We start from the raw sequence: 16,098 nt of genomic DNA on the forward strand, positions 1-16,098 counted from the left end.
GTAATAGAGTACCGATAGTAGGGTTAAACTAACAGCCATAAAAAAGAGCACGTTGGATAACGTACTCTTTTTTATGGTATTAACTTTTTGGCATTAACGATTGCGACTTTATTTAAAAGATAAGTTTATTTTAACGCACCTAGTCGACTAGATAACTGATTGATGATTTGATCAATCTCTTCATTGGCTTCAGATTCATTATCCAAATTGCCACTTGGTGTCAGCTGATTCATTACTTCTGGCAGCAATTCAGCAAGACCTTGACGGACTTCTACGTCATTAGCACCAGTATGTGCTACAACCTGCTGAATCTCATTTTCATCGAATAACTGACTGATATCATTTGGATCAAGGTTGTCATTGTCTTGTTGGTTACTCATCCAAGAACGGGCTTGGTTTTCATAACCCATACCTGTGATTTTCGATAATGCACCACTCAAGCCGCCATTGCGTTTGATCCAGCTTAGTACCATTGGCATAAGTGCAGCGATTAGCATACCTTTACCACCGAATCCAGATTTTCTCGTTTGACTACCCATGGCTTGACCACCTAGCACACTGCCTAATATGTCTCCAAGACCGCCGGCATTAGAATTGACGCCGCCACTTTGATTGCCACCAGTGAGTCCACCGCCTGTTAACCCACCTAGAATATCATCTAAGCCAAAACCATTGTCTGGCTGACGATCATACTGGCGTGGATTGTAGCCACCAGTTTGACTAGTACCGCCTAGTACGCTACCCAATATATCCCCAAGACCACCTGTACGACGTGGATCAATGCGTTGATTTACAGGATTACGCTGCGCATCTTCAGGATCCATCGCACGACGGGCTACCTGACTAACCAAATTCCCTAATAAGCTCATTCTCGATTCCTTTTTGTCATATTATTTATTATCTATAAACCGCTAAAAATTTCGCTGCTAATTTAATATATCAAGCAACAGCTTGATTTACTTATGCGATTCACAATTCTCTTGCAATATAACAAATCTTTTTCGCTATCCAGATAGGTGTTTTGTTATGACATGTAGGTGTTCGTAAATTCTTGAAAAAAATCCCCCATTGGACACTATAAAAAAATATTACCTTAACTCGTATTTTCGGCGTTTATGTTAGGCATATTGAACATTCGGCAATGGGACTGATAAGCACCATTTATGAATATTCAATATAATCTAGCCAAAATGTTCAACTCTCGCCATTGTTCAGGGCTCACTTGATCTCGAAAGATGGTCACTGATAAAGAGCGCTGATAAGGCTCTACAACATTAAATTCAAAGCTTATCGCCCATCGATATCCAGAGACATTGCTTAACTGTGCCTGCCATAGCTCATCACCGCGACCTGTACGGAGCAGTAACTGCCAATGTTGATCAACACGATAGCTAAGCGGTGGCTGGCTAAGGTGCAGCAGTATGGGTCGTGATAATGTCAAATAAATAATCACCACGGCGGTAACGATTAAAATAAGCACATATTGCCATAACAGTAAAGAAGCAAGCCACGCCAGTACAACCATGACGGCGGTCAACCCACTATAAAGCAGCAAACGCAAATAGCTGGCAGGACGAATAGCCGTATCAATACGCAACGAATTTGCCAAGGTCATATTTTATCACCAAAAAAAACGGCAGACCATTATGTTGCTCAGGCTTAGCTATGCCAGCTCTGAACAACCATTTTTTATATCTAAATCAGTCTTTAAGTCAAATCTTTGGTATGACGCCATGTTTTAATTTTATTGACTAACGCCCATATTTCTTCGTTTTCTGGACGATTTTGATTGGTGAAATAATCCAACAAATCAGGGTCTTCATGAGTCAGCATTTCTGCAAACGTCTCTTGTTCAGCAGGCTCTGCCGTTAAGTAAATCTCTTTGACATAAAGGTCAATATAAAAGTCTAACTCTTTTAATCCGCGGCGTGCTTGATAGATAATGCGGCGCTGTTCGTTGGTTGGTTCTGGCTGAATCGGTGTGGTCATAAAAGTACTCTCATCATTTTAAATTAAGGTTAAGGATAGTTATGCGCAGATAATTGACACCATAAGGCGACTGCTTGCTGCATCATCGCCACATTATGGGTGCGTATAATGCCAGCGCCTTGCTGTAGGGCAAAGATACTAGCTGCCGTACCTACCACATCACGATCTACCGCGTTAGTAGTAGCAACGACTTCGACGCCACTCTTGCTCAGTACTTCCGCTAAAAAACGTTTGCGCGAAATGCCAAACATCATCGGTAAACCAAGCGCTTGTAGCCTGCCAAGCTGGCTTAATAGTGCACAATGATGCTCATAATCCTTCGCAAAACCAAAGCCTGGGTCTATAATAATTTTCTCATGCTTAACACCGATTTTTGTTACTTCGTCAATGCGCGATAATAGCTCAGCCCTTACGTCACTAATGATGTCGTCATATTGTGCCAAATTATTCATCGTTGTTGGCTCACCGCGCATGTGCATCAGCATGATGGGTATATCAAGCTCAGCAGCTAGTACTGCTGCACCCTCGCGTTTGAGTGCGCGTACATCATTCCAAATATCAGCACCAGCGTCAAAAGCCGCTTTCATAACCTCTGGATTACTGGTATCAATGGATAGCCAAATATCCTCCCCGCATTGCTGCCTAATGGCTCGAACCACTGGCACAACACGTTGCATCTCTTCAGAAGTGCCCACAGCATCCGCATTGGGGCGAGTAGACTCACCGCCAATGTCGATAATAGTCGCACCTTCTTCTATTATTTGCTGACAATGCGCAACAGCCTTATCTATCACATTGAACTGTCCACCGTCTGAAAACGAATCGGGTGTGACATTAAGAATACCCATAATATGAGGCTGCGATAGATCTAGTGTTTTATCACGACTTGATATCTTATAGCTGGGTAAGGGCTGAAATAAGGACATAACCAAATTATCTCTCATCAAAACATTCTAATTATTGCAGACTGCTTGTTATGCACTGTGCTTGTTATGCGCTGTGCTCATGATACCAGTAAACTCTATTCTGTACTAAACCCTTCACGAAATATGGACAACAAAAAAAGCCCTTTATGATAAAGGGCTTCTTCTATTGGATATGAATCAACTGACAACTACATCGCTGGTAACGGTGGCGGTGTTGAGTTGGTTGTTTTAATATCATTTTTCGATAAGTTGACTTCATTGTGCTGATAAACTCTAGGTGGACGAGGGTCTTCACCTGCTAAGATATCTTGCAACTGATCACGGTCAATCGTTTCCCACTTCATTAGAGCATCTACCATCGCATGCATTTTTTCTTGATTGCCTTCAATCAATTCACGCGCGATATCATATTGCTCCTCTAACATACGGCGAACTTCTTCATCGACCTTTTGCTGCGTGGCTTCTGAAATCGTACGACTGCTAGAGCCAAAATAGCCTTGCGAGCTGTCCTCATCTTCATAAACCATAATACCAAGCGCATCAGACATACCGTACTTCGTCACCATGGCGCGAGCCATCTTGGTTGCACGTTCGAAGTCGTTAGAAGCACCCGTCGACATTTGATTGATAAAGACTTCTTCAGCGATACGACCGCCGAATAAGATAGCAATATCGCTCAGCATTTTTGATTTATACATACTGGTTTGGTCATGCTCTGGCAACTGCCAAGTAACCCCAAGCGCAAAACCACGCGGCATGATCGTTACTTTATGCACAGGATCGGTACCTGGTAGTAGCTCAGCGACTAAGGCGTGACCTGCTTCATGATAAGCGGTCGCACGGCGCTCCTCTTCACGGATGACCATTGATTTACGCTCAGGACCCATATATAGCTTGTCTTTTGCATCTTCAAAGTCATTCATATCAACGCTGGTCTTGTTGCGACGTGCTGCAAACAATGCCGCTTCGTTGACAAGGTTGGCCAGCTGCGCACCACTAAATCCAGGCGTACCACGAGCCAGTGCATTGGCATCCACACCGATAGTATTCGGCAGCTTTCTCAAATGCACTTTAAGAATTTGCTCACGGCCTTTGATATCTGGCAAGCCCACTTGTACCTGACGGTCAAAACGACCTGGACGCAATAGCGCTTTATCAAGCACATCCGCACGGTTGGTCGCTGCAATGACGATCACGCCTTCATTGCCTTCAAAACCATCCATTTCGACCAATAATTGGTTCAGTGTCTGCTCACGCTCATCATTACCACCGCCCATACCAGAGCCACGATGACGACCGACCGCATCAATTTCATCAATAAAGATGATGCAAGGCGCGCTCTTTTTAGCCTGTTCGAACATATCGCGTACACGTGAGGCACCGACACCGACAAACATTTCAACAAAATCAGAACCTGAGATTGAGAAGAACGGCACTTTAGCTTCACCAGCAATGGCTCTGGCTAACAAGGTTTTACCGGTACCTGGAGGACCTACCATTAAGATACCACGTGGAATCGTCGCACCCAGTTTGGTAAATTTATCAGGGTCGCGTAAAAACTCGACCACTTCAACCACTTCTTCTTTGGCCTCTTCACAACCAGCCACATCTTCAAAGTTCACCTTGATTTGGTCTTCAGTCAGCATTTTAGCTTTTGACTTACCAAAGCTCATAGGGCCGCCGCCTTTACCGCCAGCGCCGCCTTGCATGTTACGCATGAAGAATAGAAACAGACCAATAATCAATAGAATTGGGAAACTGGCTATCAGTAATTGCATCAACACGCTTTGGCGTTTTGGGGCAGTCCCTTGGACTTCGACTTGGTTCTCACGCAGCAATGGCATCAGCTCGTCATCTGACACAGCTGGTCTAATGGTCTCAAAAGATGAACCATTTTTCTTTTCGCCGGTGATTTGCTCGCCATCGATTTCAACGCTGGCTACTTGGTTTTCTGACACAGCGGTCACAAACTCAGAGTAGTTAAGGCTATCCGGCTCGGATGATTGATCAAAGCCGCTAAACACCAGCACCAAAACGCCGATTACCACCAGCCACAATAAGGTATTTTTTACCATGTCGCTCACTAGTTATTCCCATCCCTTACTTATTGGTGTGTTTGTTAAACACGTGACGTCTATAAACGTATCGCTCATTTTTTAGTAGATATATTCATAGCCAAAATTTATGATTCGACTCATACAACTCAAATGCTGCATAGGGACCGCTTTCACAAGTTATAAATATCAATGACCTATATATCTATCGTAGATGAGCACATCAGGCGCTTATTGTCAGACGACTTTGCCTAAAACATATGCTTGAAACAAAGTTAATATACCATGATATGTGGTGCTAACCTGCATAATTCAAGCAGGTTTCGCTATTATTCAGTTAACGATTGTAGCGGGTTCAATGCGCTCATGAGACTATGTTATGGTGACACATTATCTCGCTTACAATGGCTATGACACAACGACGTTATGATTATTTAATCGCTATCCAAAACATCTCTTTTGACCGTGGTCGTGATGCACCCGGCTTGATACTACGGATTTTACTAAAATCCTGCTGCATCTGCTTGCGTAATTCTTGTGTGCCTTCACCTTGAAACACTTTCATAATAAGTGCGCCACCTTCTGGTAAGGTTGCAAGCGCGAAGTCCACTGCCAGCTCGCATAAATACATCATACGTGGCTGATCGATTGCGCTGTTTCCTGCCGTATTTGGTGCCATATCGGACAGCACTACATCGACCTGTCTATCACCAACCTCTGCCATGATCGCATCAAACACTTCTGCTTCGCGAAAGTCGCCTTGAATAAAGGTCACATCAGGCAATGTATCCATCGGCAGAATATCAGAGGCAATCAAAATACCTTTTTCGCCTACTAGCTGACCTGCCACTTGAGACCAACTGCCTGGAGCACTGCCCAAATCTACAACCGTCATGCCTTTTTTAATAATATTGGTCTTTTCATTAATTTCTAATAGTTTATAGGCGGCACGGGCACGATAGCCATCTTTTTGCGCTTTTTGCACATAATGATCGTCAATATGCTCTTTCATCCAAGCGCTACTACTCTTTGACAGTTTTTTATTTTCGATACGCGTGGCCAAAATACCTGCTCCTATTGCTTTGCAAAACATTCATACATATTACTGAAGTAGCTAAAAGATTTATGAAGCACTTTCGATATGGTTTAAATTCATTCGAATATACTATCAATCAAGATCTTTATACATTTGCAGTCTTAAACTGACTAAATTCTATTGGTTAAAACACTGATTTATCAGACAGTAGCGTTTATAATGTGCCCAAACATTCAGTTTAACATTTTCATCACGTAAAATCGTGCAAAATCCTGCTGATCTCATGCAAGATGACCACAGATTATCTATAATGGTCGTCAACTGCTCTTAATAGCACTGTCTTTTATTTTTACCAACACCTAGGAATTCTATGCAACTCGATAACGCTACCATCAAACGCCTAAGAGGCATTGGTCACGACCTCAAACCTATCGTCATGATTGGCAACAAAGGTATTACCCCAACCATTACTGAAGAGATTGATCGCGCGCTATCAGATCATGAGCTCATCAAAGTAAAACTGCCTGCTGGCACAAAAGAAGAGCGCGATGTCATCGGTGCGGAACTTGCCAAAGCGGCTAACGCGTCTTTGGTTCATTCTATTGGTCGTATGGCATTGTTACTACGTAAAAATCCAAACGCCAACCCAAAATTGTCTAACTTAGCACGTCATGCATAATAATATGTGATGACCAGCTGGTTTGAGTGATGGTATGGTATGCCATATCAACTCAAATCATAGCCACATGGTGACGATAAATGTAAAAGCCGCGATGCATCTTGCTCGCGGCTTTTATGTTGTCTGCTCGTTTTAGATTTACTTAGCGTGTAATATTAGCTCGCTTAGTCGGTACCATTTTTCTTATAGTTACTTCTATATTTTCATTGTCGAGTCTTAACTTATGAATCAATCATTCAATCTCTATGTGGCCACCGAAACCATAGTAAACGATGCGCAGCAACTGGGTGTAACAGTGGATGAGTTGCAGCGCATCTGTATAAATGTGCGTGCTCAGATTATTCGACAGCCATCACTATACTTAAGGCTAACCTATCAACTCACCCTGCCCAACCACATGCTAGCAAAGCAGCTAAACTGGTCAATGTGGCAGCAAGCGCAAGTAAAATTCGATGATTACTTGTGGGAAGAGACTTGCCTTGAGTGTTTTATCGCTGGTCATCTGATAAATGATGAAAATCTAACGAATGCTCAAAAGGCAACGCCCTATATCGAGATTAATGCCAATCCAGACGGTCGTTACGCGCTATATCAATTTGAAAGCTATCGTAATCCTGCCACCTTACCACCAACACCCTTATATGCAGCTGATGGACAAGCGCGCGCGTTTATTAATTGGATAAACGATGTAACTCCAACATTAAGGTACGTGAGAAACCCTTTATCTAATGATCCATCAATCGCAAATAAACCTCATCATTATGAGCGCAGCTTTAATGTACCAGTAATCCAACGATCCAATAAGCAATACACCATCGCAAATAGTGTGATTGAGCAAATACATCCTTGCGTTATTTTATGGTTTGGTGAGATTGCTTTATATTTTGCCCCAAACCACGCCTCCCCTCCTGACTTTCACAATCGTAGCCACTGGTCGAGATTTGAGCTTTAACTCTACTTTTAACTTAAGCATCACAACTCCAAGCGCAAAAAAAACCAGCAACGCTATAAAGGCATTACTGGGTTTGGAGAAAACTTTTAACTTAGGCTACATCTAACTGGCTATTATTTGTCAGCCATCGCGAGGTAAATACCACGGTCTGATGCATCATCGACATATTGCGAATCACGCCATGTCGTATAGCTGTAAGTGCCACTGTATGGGCTAATGCTGTTTTGGCGGAAATCAGATACCCAATCGTTTCCATCAAAGATCTGGATATGACCATGTGGACGGTTTGACGTACGATTATAGACAACGACGTCACCCACTTGTGGCTGCATATCATTACTGATCTTGGTAAAACCTGCTTGAGCAAGTGTGCCGCGAGAGGCATACTGATAAGCTGAAGGGTTAGGCGTAAATTCGTAACCTGCTGATTGTAGCGCTTTACGTACATAGCGAGCACAGTAGCCAGAGCTTCTAGACAGTGCTACTCGCGATGCACTTGCCGCTGCGATAGCAGGAGCAGAATTGCGATCAGGAGCGCGGCTTGATTGCTGCTGACGCTGCTCATAAGACAAACGGCTAGTAAGCGAAGCAAGCTGGTATTCTTTTTGCTTGGCATGCGCACTTAAATTATCAATGGCTTGACTGATCTCATCGTTGCTATATACATGAGCACCACTGTTAGTGCTATAGATATTGCGACTAGAACCGTAGTTCGAAGAAGCAGAAATATTTGTGATGGTATGACTCAAGGTATTATTTGGTTGAAAGGTTGTTTCGACAGCACCACTTGTCTGTGCTATACCCATTCCCAATACTGACAAAATTAATAAAGCTTGTTTCATAAATTTACTACCTATTGTTAATACAAGACCGCTCGTCATCCATGACAAAGCATCAATTAGTTTAGAGGAGATGATCATTACAAAACATGATAAAATCCTTATTAAAACAGCCCGCTATTCTTTCTGTAGTGACTAATACTGGTATTATCTGTTAATACCATATTCCGCTTAGTTCACTGTCTCGCAAATCGTTCAGTATCAATTGCTTTTAGCATGTCAATTATGAATATCGATTTTGTCACCTATTAGATGAGTCATCACGATGTCAAAAAAACAGCCAAATCGGCTTGCCCAACTTATCGACCATCAAGCTTTTGCTGGTAGCGCACTACCCCGAACGCTTGCTGACAATATGCGGCTATACATAGAAGCGACTAACGAGGTAAAAGAGTTATTGGTAGATTGTCTACCTGAAGAAATTCTTAATACCTGTTGGGTCGTAGGCCTCACCTCCGAGCAATTAATACTCAGTGTGGGCTCAATGACTGCTGCCAATCATATTCGCTATTTGCAGAGCGCTTATTTGCAAGTCCTAACAGAGGAGTCAATTACATTTAAACAACTCAAGCAAATTCGCGTCGTCGTAGCTAAAAATTCAGCTGATAATCATTCATCTAAACAACTATCAGCAACTTTGTCAAAATCTAGTAAAGCCAATGAAAATCAGGCTCTTAGCCAAAACACAAAGCGGACTATATCACAGGCCGCAGAGCATGTCACCACTGATGAAAATCTCAAAAAAGCACTTTTACGTCTGGCAAATCATTGAAATTATTAATGTTACTATGTAAAGTTGTGTAAACAAAACCGTAAAAATCAGCTGATAACGCTGCGATTTTGTAATGACGCAAACAAAAAAAATCACCTGCTAGCTCCGTTCACATTATGAACGTCACCAACAGATGATTGAAAAACTATCCACAGCTTTGATATTCTCTACTCTAGAGCAGAATTGTTAAAATAATCTAAACAATACATTCAAAAAAACGAATATTATTAGAATGTAATTACAGCCGGATTATGTAATATTGCGTAAATGTTTCGATACTTCGTGTATATTCCTGTATTCATCCTTCAACAGTCAAACCTTCGAGAGGTAAATACTGAATTGGACAGGTTACATTGTCATCAAAAGTTACAATTTCAAAATTATTATGGTCAGATAGTATCTCACGTACCAATAAATTGTTTAACGCGTGACCAGATTTATAAGCATTAAATCGACCCAAAATCGGATAGCCAATCAAATATAAATCACCTAAAGCATCCAAAATTTTATGGCGAACGAACTCATCATTAAAGCGCAGACCTTCTTCGTTAAGAATATTTGCCTCATCAATAACAATAGCATTATCCATACTGCCTCCTAACGCCAAATTATTCTGACGTAAGGCTTCTATATCTCGTAAAAATCCAAAAGTACGGGCTGAACTCAATTGCTCAATGAAGTTTTGCGTCGAAAACTGCAACTGGGCATGCTGAAAATCTTTGTCGATAGCAGGATGATCAAAATCAATCTCAAAATTCAGCTCAAACCCTTCATAAGGACGCAGTTCTGCCCATTTATCGTCTACTTTTACTCTTACGGGTCTGACGATTTTTATAAACTTCTTTAAAGCGTCTTGCTCGCAGAATCCTGCGTCAAGCAGCAACGCTACAAAAGGAGCAGCACTACCATCCATAATCGGTATCTCTGAGGCCGATACACGAATTAAAAGGTTATCCACGCCAAGTCCTGCAATGGCACTAAGCAAATGCTCGACCGTCCCCACACGTGTGCCACCAAACACTAGGTTTGACGACATCATAGTGTCTTGTACTAAAAAAGCACTGGCTGGAATCGGCTGACTGCCTTCGATATCAGAACGCTCGAAAACAATACCTGTATCAATAGGTTGCGGATGAAACTCTAAGTCAACAGGCTGACCACTATGGAGACCAATACCTGTAACAGCAATAGCAGTTTTTATGGTTCTTTGGTTCATGGCTGTCTTCTCACATATTTTGTTACAATTGCCATAGTGTATCATTACCCGCCCCTAGTTCGCCATAGTTAAAACTCGCTAATTTCCTTATCTCCTTGATTGATAACACTTATCGTCAATAAATTTTGATGGTTCTCATGTCTTATTGATCACATTGCCTCTGTTAAAACAGGGAAATAACAGCCAAATGTTACAATCATAAATTGTTTTATACGCTTATTTATTAATGATTATTTTCGCATCGAGAGGCTACTCTTATAAATAGAGCGCACTCATAGCTGAATCAGTTTGCTAATATATGGACATTTTCTATAGGCACAAAAAAGCCAGCAACTTAGTACTGGCTTTTTTTATCTCAAACATCTGAAAATATTATTTATTTTGTTGACGTTTTAGATAGTCTTGAATGCTATTGGTTTTGGTTTTCGCCTGCTCTTGAGGCGCGCTTGAGCGAGTAGCACTAGCCGTTTCTTGATACATCTGAGCTTGCGATTGCTTCTGGCTGTTTAAAGCACTGGTATGCACGTTAGGGTCAACAGGCTGAGTGCTATTGACAGAAGGAACTGGTGCCTCAACTACTTCTGGCTCTTGCCCAGCGTTTTCATCTAACGTCAAACCAGTTGCGATGACAGTGACATGTAAGTCATCACCCATTTTTTCATCAATCACTGAACCATAGAAAATATGTGCATCGTCAATATCTGTAATTTCTTCGACAATAACACTGATTTTGCTCATCTCATCCAATGAGAGTGATTCAGAAGAAATTACGTTAACCAACAGACCTTTTGCATTTTCTAAACGCAAGTCATCAAGTAATGGTGATCTGATGGCTTTCTCAGTTGCTTGACGCGCACGATCATCGCCGCTAGCACGGCCGATACCCATCATTGCATGACCTTTGGCAGTCATAGCAGTGCGGATATCGTTAAAGTCGATATTGATCATACCCTCACTAGCGATAGTTTCAGCAATACCTTGAACCGCATGTAATAACACATCGTCCGCTTTTTTAAAGGCATCTTGCATAGAGATATTGCCATAGACACTCATCAACTTATCATTCGGAATCGTAATGATAGAATCAACAAAGTTAGTCAATTGCTCAATACCAGCTTTAGCAGCCTTGATACGTTTGCCACCTTCAAACTTAAATGGCGTAGTCACGACGGCAACTGTCAACACTTCCATTTCTTTAGCAATACGAGCAACCACAGGCGCTGCACCCGTACCCGTACCACCGCCCATACCAGCAGTAATGAACACCATGTCTGAATGTTCGAGTAATGCACGGATGGCTTCTTCTTCGCTCTCTGCTGCTTCACGCCCAACTTCTGGGTTCGCCCCTGCGCCCAAACCGCGATTCGTTTTTGCGCCAAGTTGTAATTTATGCGGTGCAGTTAAACGATCAAGCGCTTGTTTATCCGTATTAGCACAGACGAACGTTACACCTCTAATCCCTTGTTGTACCATATGTTCAACCGCATTACCGCCACCACCACCAACACCGAATACAGTGAAGCTTGCTTGGCCGTTATTTTGAGGCTGGTTATCATCTGGCATGGTGTATTTTGACATAAAAAGGTTTCTCCAGTTGCAGATAGCGTGATGGTCGATACTTGGTAACACACTTATATGGCGCGCTATCGACTTACTATATATAATTGTATTTAAATAAAACAGGGCAATGGCTTAGATAATTGTGCTAGCCAAAATATGCCAGTATGGTACAGGGTGTTACTTTTCGTATTCTTGCCTATTATATAGCTGCATACTCTTATGCTGCTTAATATAAGTATGTTTTGCTAACAGATTATAATATCTTTTTGAGTACACTAGCAAAACGCTGCCCTGCACTTTGAAAAACACCAGTGACTCGATTTTTTTGAATCGCTTCAGGCTCGCTTTTTTCACTACGGCGAAACTGCTCGCTTTGACTATATAATAGTGTACCAAATGCCGTTTGATAAGCACGATCATTCACTTGACTGTTTAGCTGCTTAAATGACTCATCATTATCAAAATGATTATGAGCACTAATAGCAGGATGAGTGTTGGTTAATACTACGGGCATTTTGAGCAATTTTTTGGTAAAGGGTATCATACCTTTAATCGCCGTACCGCCACCTGTGAGTACGATACCTTTGTCGATATAGCCGATGAGATCAGCCTCATGCAATTGACGAGCAACTTCCGTAAATATCTGCACATAGCGCGCTTCAATAATGCGGGCTAGATTATAAATACCAATATTAATCTCGTCACCTGTTCCTTGTGGTTTAAAGATAAAGAACGAGCTGGGATCGACACTATTGACATCGACAGTACCATGGGTTTTTTTCAGCTTTTCAGCTTCAATCATGGAGATACCAAAATCAGCTGAGATATCCATCGTCACTTCGTGGCTGCCTGTCGCGATACAATGGGTAAATATGAGCTTGTTTTCTTTATAAACGCAAATACTGGTCGTACTAGCACCAATATCTACCAAACAGACCCCTTGCTGGCGCTCGTCACTCATCAAACTATATTCAGCACTCGTCACTGCATCAAATACAATGTGGTCAATACCAACATCACAGCTTTGCAGTAATTTTTGGATATTCTGACGACTAGCAACGGGCATCATCATCATGTGATACATCACAGTAATATTATGCGCCATCATTTCGATCGCATCATCCACCATGAAATCTTGATCATCAACATAGATACCCTGCTGACAGCAATGCATTAAATAATAGTCTGATGATAGATCGCGTGACTTGGCATTAGACAACGCCTGCACCATATCTTTGGCACGTACCGCCTCATCTTCTACACGTACCTCGCCTGCACTATTTTTGCTCGATAATTCCGGTGTCGCTAAGGTCAACCACACGCTGTGCACGCGGCAATTGGCAGTATCTTCTGCTTCTTGAATGGCTTGTTTAATAGCACCTTGTAGACGTTCACGGTGTTTTATTTGACCTTGGTAAAAATCGCTATTTTTGACTTGTCCCACGCCTAGAATACGGATGTCTTTTGCAGAGACAACGTTACCAATGACGACATAGACTGCCGTGGCACTTAGATGGACAACAACCAGATTTTCAGTATTTTTCATGGTACCAGACAAATTATCGCTAAACAGGAGACCAAATGACGTCTCCATTAGATCATTAAAAAAAGCGTTATCAACACGCTATGATGTTGTATATTCTGTGCTACAAACTATCAAAATAGCTCAAACTAAAATGCTAACCAGTTTTTGCTTATGCTATCTATCTATCTATCGTTATTCTGCTTCATCAATTTTTGGCTGTGCCATATCCCAAGCGATGGTAAAGCCATTTTTATAGCGCAAATCTACAGACTGTATTTCGCCTCGACGCTCACTTAATTGATTGCCGAGCAGCTGACTTAAACTCAGCAGCTTTTGCGCAGTATTCTCGTTATCAACAATCACACGCAGTCCATTGTCAAAACGAATCAGCCAAGTCATTCTTGGTGACAGGATAATATCTTCGACTTGCATACCAAGTGGCGCATACCAGTCGTTAACTTGCTGCATCTGCTGCATGATAACTGGGGCTTGCGTTATCTCACCTTGTAAGGTGGCGAAGCGTTCTTGCGTCAGATCTTTACTATCAGCAGGGACAAAAACCGCACCTTTTGCATCCACCAAACGCTCTGTACCAAAATTAGCAACCGCTTGCTTAGGTAATGCGGTAACGACTATGCCCCGTTGCCAATCACGAGAAATACTGACCTGATCAACCCAAGCCAGACCCGTCGTAATATCTCTTAACGCTTGCAAATCAGAGGTAAAAAAGCTGCTTACCTTTTGTTGATTCATAACCTGTTGCAATGCGCGATATTGGGTAACGGTCAAACCCTGATTATTCACATGGATAGAAGCTGGCGGTGCATCACGCAACGCTTTTCCACCCATTATCAATATCAGTACGAGCAACCCTAGTACCAATACCATAAAAAAATATTTGAGCGAAGTCGGTACTTGGAACTTAGAGTTTGGGCGACGGGTTTTATCACTCATCAAGTCAGTTACCTCGTTGACAGTTTGAGCCATAACGACCTTTGTCCCTATATTTGCATAAAACTGATCATGCTATTTATAAATGTAAATCTGCATATTTTTGCAGAGGCCTATTAAGTTGACATATTATCAAAATATTTTACTAAAACGATTTATAGGATGACATTATGCTCATTTAAACGTAACATTTTTCTTAATTTATGAATAACTTATGGGCTAAATTCATAGAAAACAGAAATATCACTAAAACAGACCTATAATTACAATATTAACGTATTTTATGGTTAAACAATAGCTTAACCCCTACTAGTGACAACGAATTTACACAAGTTTACATGACGCTGTGGTATAGCAGCTCTAGTGATACATTAACCCGTTCTCGTCTACTAGTATTCTTAGGCTATAAGAAAAATTCAAATCTAATGATTCATAAGTTTTATCACTGGTTTATTAAGACAGCCTATTAATGACAACTGTCTCAATAAATATCAATAGCATTATGAACAATGTTAAAGAATGAACAATATTGAAAAGTAGCAATGCTAAATAACTATTTAAGCAATAACTGCTATACCAGTCACTCTAATGTCTGCGCTAAAATATGCCAGCACAATGCATCAAAGTCCATGCCTCGAGCCTTGGCTGCCATCGGAACCAAGCTATGGCTGGTCATGCCTGGCACTGTATTGATTTCAAGCAACCAGAAGTTGCCTGCTTCATCTTGCATAGCATCGATGCGTCCCCAGCCTTTGGCATCAACGGCACGGAACGCTGCAAGGCTCAGATCTTGTAAATGCTTTTCATCAGCAGCGCTCAAACCACACGGAATATAGTAACTGGTATCATTACGATTATACTTGGCTTCAAAATCGTAGAAGTTGGTAATATCAGCAGGCTCAAGGCGAATAACCGGATAAGCTTCGTCATCGATAATAACAATGGTAAATTCGCGCCCAGTAATCCAGCGCTCAGCCATCACCGCGTCACCGCACTGCACCGCCGTTGCATAAGCGGCAGGCAATTCATCAAGGTTATTGACTTTGGTCATACCGATACTTGAGCCTTCATGGACTGGTTTGATAATCAGCGGCAAGCCAAGCATATTCACCACTTGCTGCCAGTCAGTCTCAGCTGTTAACAATGAAAATGGAGCGGTTGCTAACCCACAACCTTGCCATAATTGCTTGGTACGAACCTTATCCATACCCAGCGCTGATGCCAAAATCCCTGAACCCGTCTGCGGAATATCAAACCATTGCAGCACACCTTGCAACAAACCATCCTCGCCGCCGCGACCATGCAGTACGTTGAACACGCGGTCATACTCGCGTAGCTCTGTGATGTCTTGATGCTTAGGATCGAAATGAGTGGCATCAACGCCTTGGTTTTGTAGCGCCTGCAATACGGCAGCACCGCTGTCTAACGATACGCTGCGTTCATTGCTACTGCCGCCATAGACAACCGCCACTTTACCAAACTGTCTGGCATCTTTTGCATCACTGGTCGTCGTGTTTAGAGTGGCATCATTGCTATCTAAATTATCTAAATTTTGAGTGCTGGTATTTTCTTTAGTATCAGTCGTCATGAAGATCGTTC

15 protein-coding genes are annotated in these 16,098 nt (G+C 42.0%); 3 read left to right on the forward strand and 12 right to left on the reverse strand.

The window, feature by feature from the left end:
• Positions 1 to 125: 125 nt before the first annotated feature.
• The 6 genes from JMW94_RS02190 to JMW94_RS02215 form a co-directional block, all read right to left on the reverse strand.
• Positions 126 to 869: a YidB family protein gene (locus JMW94_RS02190; protein WP_201600472.1), complete on the reverse strand. Its 744-nt coding sequence runs from the start codon at positions 867 to 869 to the stop codon at positions 126 to 128.
• Between the two features lie 302 nt (positions 870 to 1,171).
• Positions 1,172 to 1,615: a protein YgfX gene (locus JMW94_RS02195; RefSeq protein ID WP_201600475.1), complete on the reverse strand. Its 444-nt coding sequence runs from the start codon at positions 1,613 to 1,615 to the stop codon at positions 1,172 to 1,174.
• A 92-nt stretch (positions 1,616 to 1,707) separates the two neighbouring features.
• Positions 1,708 to 1,989, reverse strand: coding sequence for a succinate dehydrogenase assembly factor 2 (locus JMW94_RS02200; protein WP_045444191.1), 282 nt, complete (start codon positions 1,987 to 1,989; stop codon positions 1,708 to 1,710).
• 29 nt (positions 1,990 to 2,018) lie between these two features.
• Positions 2,019 to 2,915: a dihydropteroate synthase gene (gene folP / locus JMW94_RS02205; protein ID WP_201600478.1), complete on the reverse strand. Its 897-nt coding sequence runs from the start codon at positions 2,913 to 2,915 to the stop codon at positions 2,019 to 2,021.
• A gap of 188 nt (positions 2,916 to 3,103) precedes the next feature.
• Complete coding sequence (ftsH, locus tag JMW94_RS02210) at positions 3,104 to 4,999, reverse strand: ATP-dependent zinc metalloprotease FtsH (RefSeq protein WP_055124711.1); 1,896 nt, start codon at positions 4,997 to 4,999, stop codon at positions 3,104 to 3,106.
• 400 nt (positions 5,000 to 5,399) lie between these two features.
• Positions 5,400 to 6,032: an RlmE family RNA methyltransferase gene (locus JMW94_RS02215; protein ID WP_045444188.1), complete on the reverse strand. Its 633-nt coding sequence runs from the start codon at positions 6,030 to 6,032 to the stop codon at positions 5,400 to 5,402.
• 343 nt (positions 6,033 to 6,375) lie between these two features.
• Between JMW94_RS02215 and JMW94_RS02220 the strand changes: the two genes are divergently transcribed.
• Together JMW94_RS02220 and JMW94_RS02225 are read left to right on the forward strand one after the other, a co-directional pair.
• The gene (locus JMW94_RS02220; RefSeq protein WP_045444184.1) at positions 6,376 to 6,684 is read left to right on the forward strand and encodes a YhbY family RNA-binding protein; all 309 of its coding nucleotides are present in this window, start codon (positions 6,376 to 6,378) and stop codon (positions 6,682 to 6,684) included.
• A gap of 223 nt (positions 6,685 to 6,907) precedes the next feature.
• The gene (locus JMW94_RS02225; RefSeq protein WP_201600481.1) at positions 6,908 to 7,636 is read left to right on the forward strand and encodes a hypothetical protein; all 729 of its coding nucleotides are present in this window, start codon (positions 6,908 to 6,910) and stop codon (positions 7,634 to 7,636) included.
• Between the two features lie 113 nt (positions 7,637 to 7,749).
• Here JMW94_RS02225 and JMW94_RS02230 read toward each other — a convergent pair whose 3' ends face one another.
• Positions 7,750 to 8,478, reverse strand: coding sequence for a CHAP domain-containing protein (locus JMW94_RS02230; RefSeq protein WP_201600484.1), 729 nt, complete (start codon positions 8,476 to 8,478; stop codon positions 7,750 to 7,752).
• A 262-nt stretch (positions 8,479 to 8,740) separates the two neighbouring features.
• Here JMW94_RS02230 and JMW94_RS02235 point away from each other — a divergent pair, with 262 nt between their 5' ends.
• Positions 8,741 to 9,247, forward strand: coding sequence for a hypothetical protein (locus tag JMW94_RS02235; RefSeq protein ID WP_201600487.1), 507 nt, complete (start codon positions 8,741 to 8,743; stop codon positions 9,245 to 9,247).
• Positions 9,248 to 9,545: 298 nt separating this feature from the next.
• On the opposite strand, the gene lpxC is transcribed toward JMW94_RS02235, so the two are convergent.
• The 5 genes from lpxC to JMW94_RS02260 form a co-directional block, all read right to left on the reverse strand.
• The gene (gene lpxC / locus JMW94_RS02240; RefSeq protein WP_055124715.1) at positions 9,546 to 10,463 is read right to left on the reverse strand and encodes a UDP-3-O-acyl-N-acetylglucosamine deacetylase; all 918 of its coding nucleotides are present in this window, start codon (positions 10,461 to 10,463) and stop codon (positions 9,546 to 9,548) included.
• A 372-nt stretch (positions 10,464 to 10,835) separates the two neighbouring features.
• A complete protein-coding gene (gene ftsZ, locus JMW94_RS02245; RefSeq protein ID WP_045454113.1) occupies positions 10,836 to 12,041 on the reverse strand; it encodes a cell division protein FtsZ in 1,206 nt (401 codons plus the stop codon).
• Between the two features lie 235 nt (positions 12,042 to 12,276).
• The gene (gene ftsA, locus JMW94_RS02250; RefSeq protein ID WP_198329470.1) at positions 12,277 to 13,569 is read right to left on the reverse strand and encodes a cell division protein FtsA; all 1,293 of its coding nucleotides are present in this window, start codon (positions 13,567 to 13,569) and stop codon (positions 12,277 to 12,279) included.
• 171 nt (positions 13,570 to 13,740) lie between these two features.
• On the reverse strand, positions 13,741 to 14,535 hold the full coding sequence (locus JMW94_RS02255; RefSeq protein ID WP_201581980.1) for a cell division protein FtsQ/DivIB: 795 nt from the start codon (positions 14,533 to 14,535) through the stop codon (positions 13,741 to 13,743).
• Positions 14,536 to 15,079: 544 nt separating this feature from the next.
• On the reverse strand, positions 15,080 to 16,087 hold the full coding sequence (locus tag JMW94_RS02260; RefSeq protein ID WP_201600490.1) for a D-alanine--D-alanine ligase: 1,008 nt from the start codon (positions 16,085 to 16,087) through the stop codon (positions 15,080 to 15,082).
• Positions 16,088 to 16,098 lie beyond the last annotated feature (11 nt).

This window comes from Psychrobacter immobilis (assembly GCF_904846185.1).
GTDB lineage: Bacteria > Pseudomonadota > Gammaproteobacteria > Pseudomonadales > Moraxellaceae > Psychrobacter > Psychrobacter immobilis_B.

What these genes read in the sequence shown, in the direction of transcription:
- JMW94_RS02190 (WP_201600472.1), bottom strand. Translation starts at nt 869, where the DNA reads ATGAGCTTATTAGGGAATTTGGTTAGTCAGGTAGCCCGTCGTGCGATG.
- JMW94_RS02195 (WP_201600475.1), bottom strand. Translation starts at nt 1,615, where the DNA reads ATGACCTTGGCAAATTCGTTGCGTATTGATACGGCTATTCGTCCTGCC.
- JMW94_RS02200 (WP_045444191.1), bottom strand. Translation starts at nt 1,989, where the DNA reads ATGACCACACCGATTCAGCCAGAACCAACCAACGAACAGCGCCGCATT.
- folP (WP_201600478.1), bottom strand. Translation starts at nt 2,915, where the DNA reads ATGTCCTTATTTCAGCCCTTACCCAGCTATAAGATATCAAGTCGTGAT.
- JMW94_RS02220 (WP_045444184.1), top strand. Translation starts at nt 6,376, where the DNA reads ATGCAACTCGATAACGCTACCATCAAACGCCTAAGAGGCATTGGTCAC.
- JMW94_RS02225 (WP_201600481.1), top strand. Translation starts at nt 6,908, where the DNA reads ATGAATCAATCATTCAATCTCTATGTGGCCACCGAAACCATAGTAAAC.
- JMW94_RS02230 (WP_201600484.1), bottom strand. Translation starts at nt 8,478, where the DNA reads ATGAAACAAGCTTTATTAATTTTGTCAGTATTGGGAATGGGTATAGCA.
- JMW94_RS02235 (WP_201600487.1), top strand. Translation starts at nt 8,741, where the DNA reads ATGTCAAAAAAACAGCCAAATCGGCTTGCCCAACTTATCGACCATCAA.
- lpxC (WP_055124715.1), bottom strand. Translation starts at nt 10,463, where the DNA reads ATGAACCAAAGAACCATAAAAACTGCTATTGCTGTTACAGGTATTGGT.
- ftsZ (WP_045454113.1), bottom strand. Translation starts at nt 12,041, where the DNA reads ATGTCAAAATACACCATGCCAGATGATAACCAGCCTCAAAATAACGGC.
- ftsA (WP_198329470.1), bottom strand. Translation starts at nt 13,569, where the DNA reads ATGAAAAATACTGAAAATCTGGTTGTTGTCCATCTAAGTGCCACGGCA.
- JMW94_RS02255 (WP_201581980.1), bottom strand. Translation starts at nt 14,535, where the DNA reads ATGGCTCAAACTGTCAACGAGGTAACTGACTTGATGAGTGATAAAACC.
- JMW94_RS02260 (WP_201600490.1), bottom strand. Translation starts at nt 16,087, where the DNA reads ATGACGACTGATACTAAAGAAAATACCAGCACTCAAAATTTAGATAAT.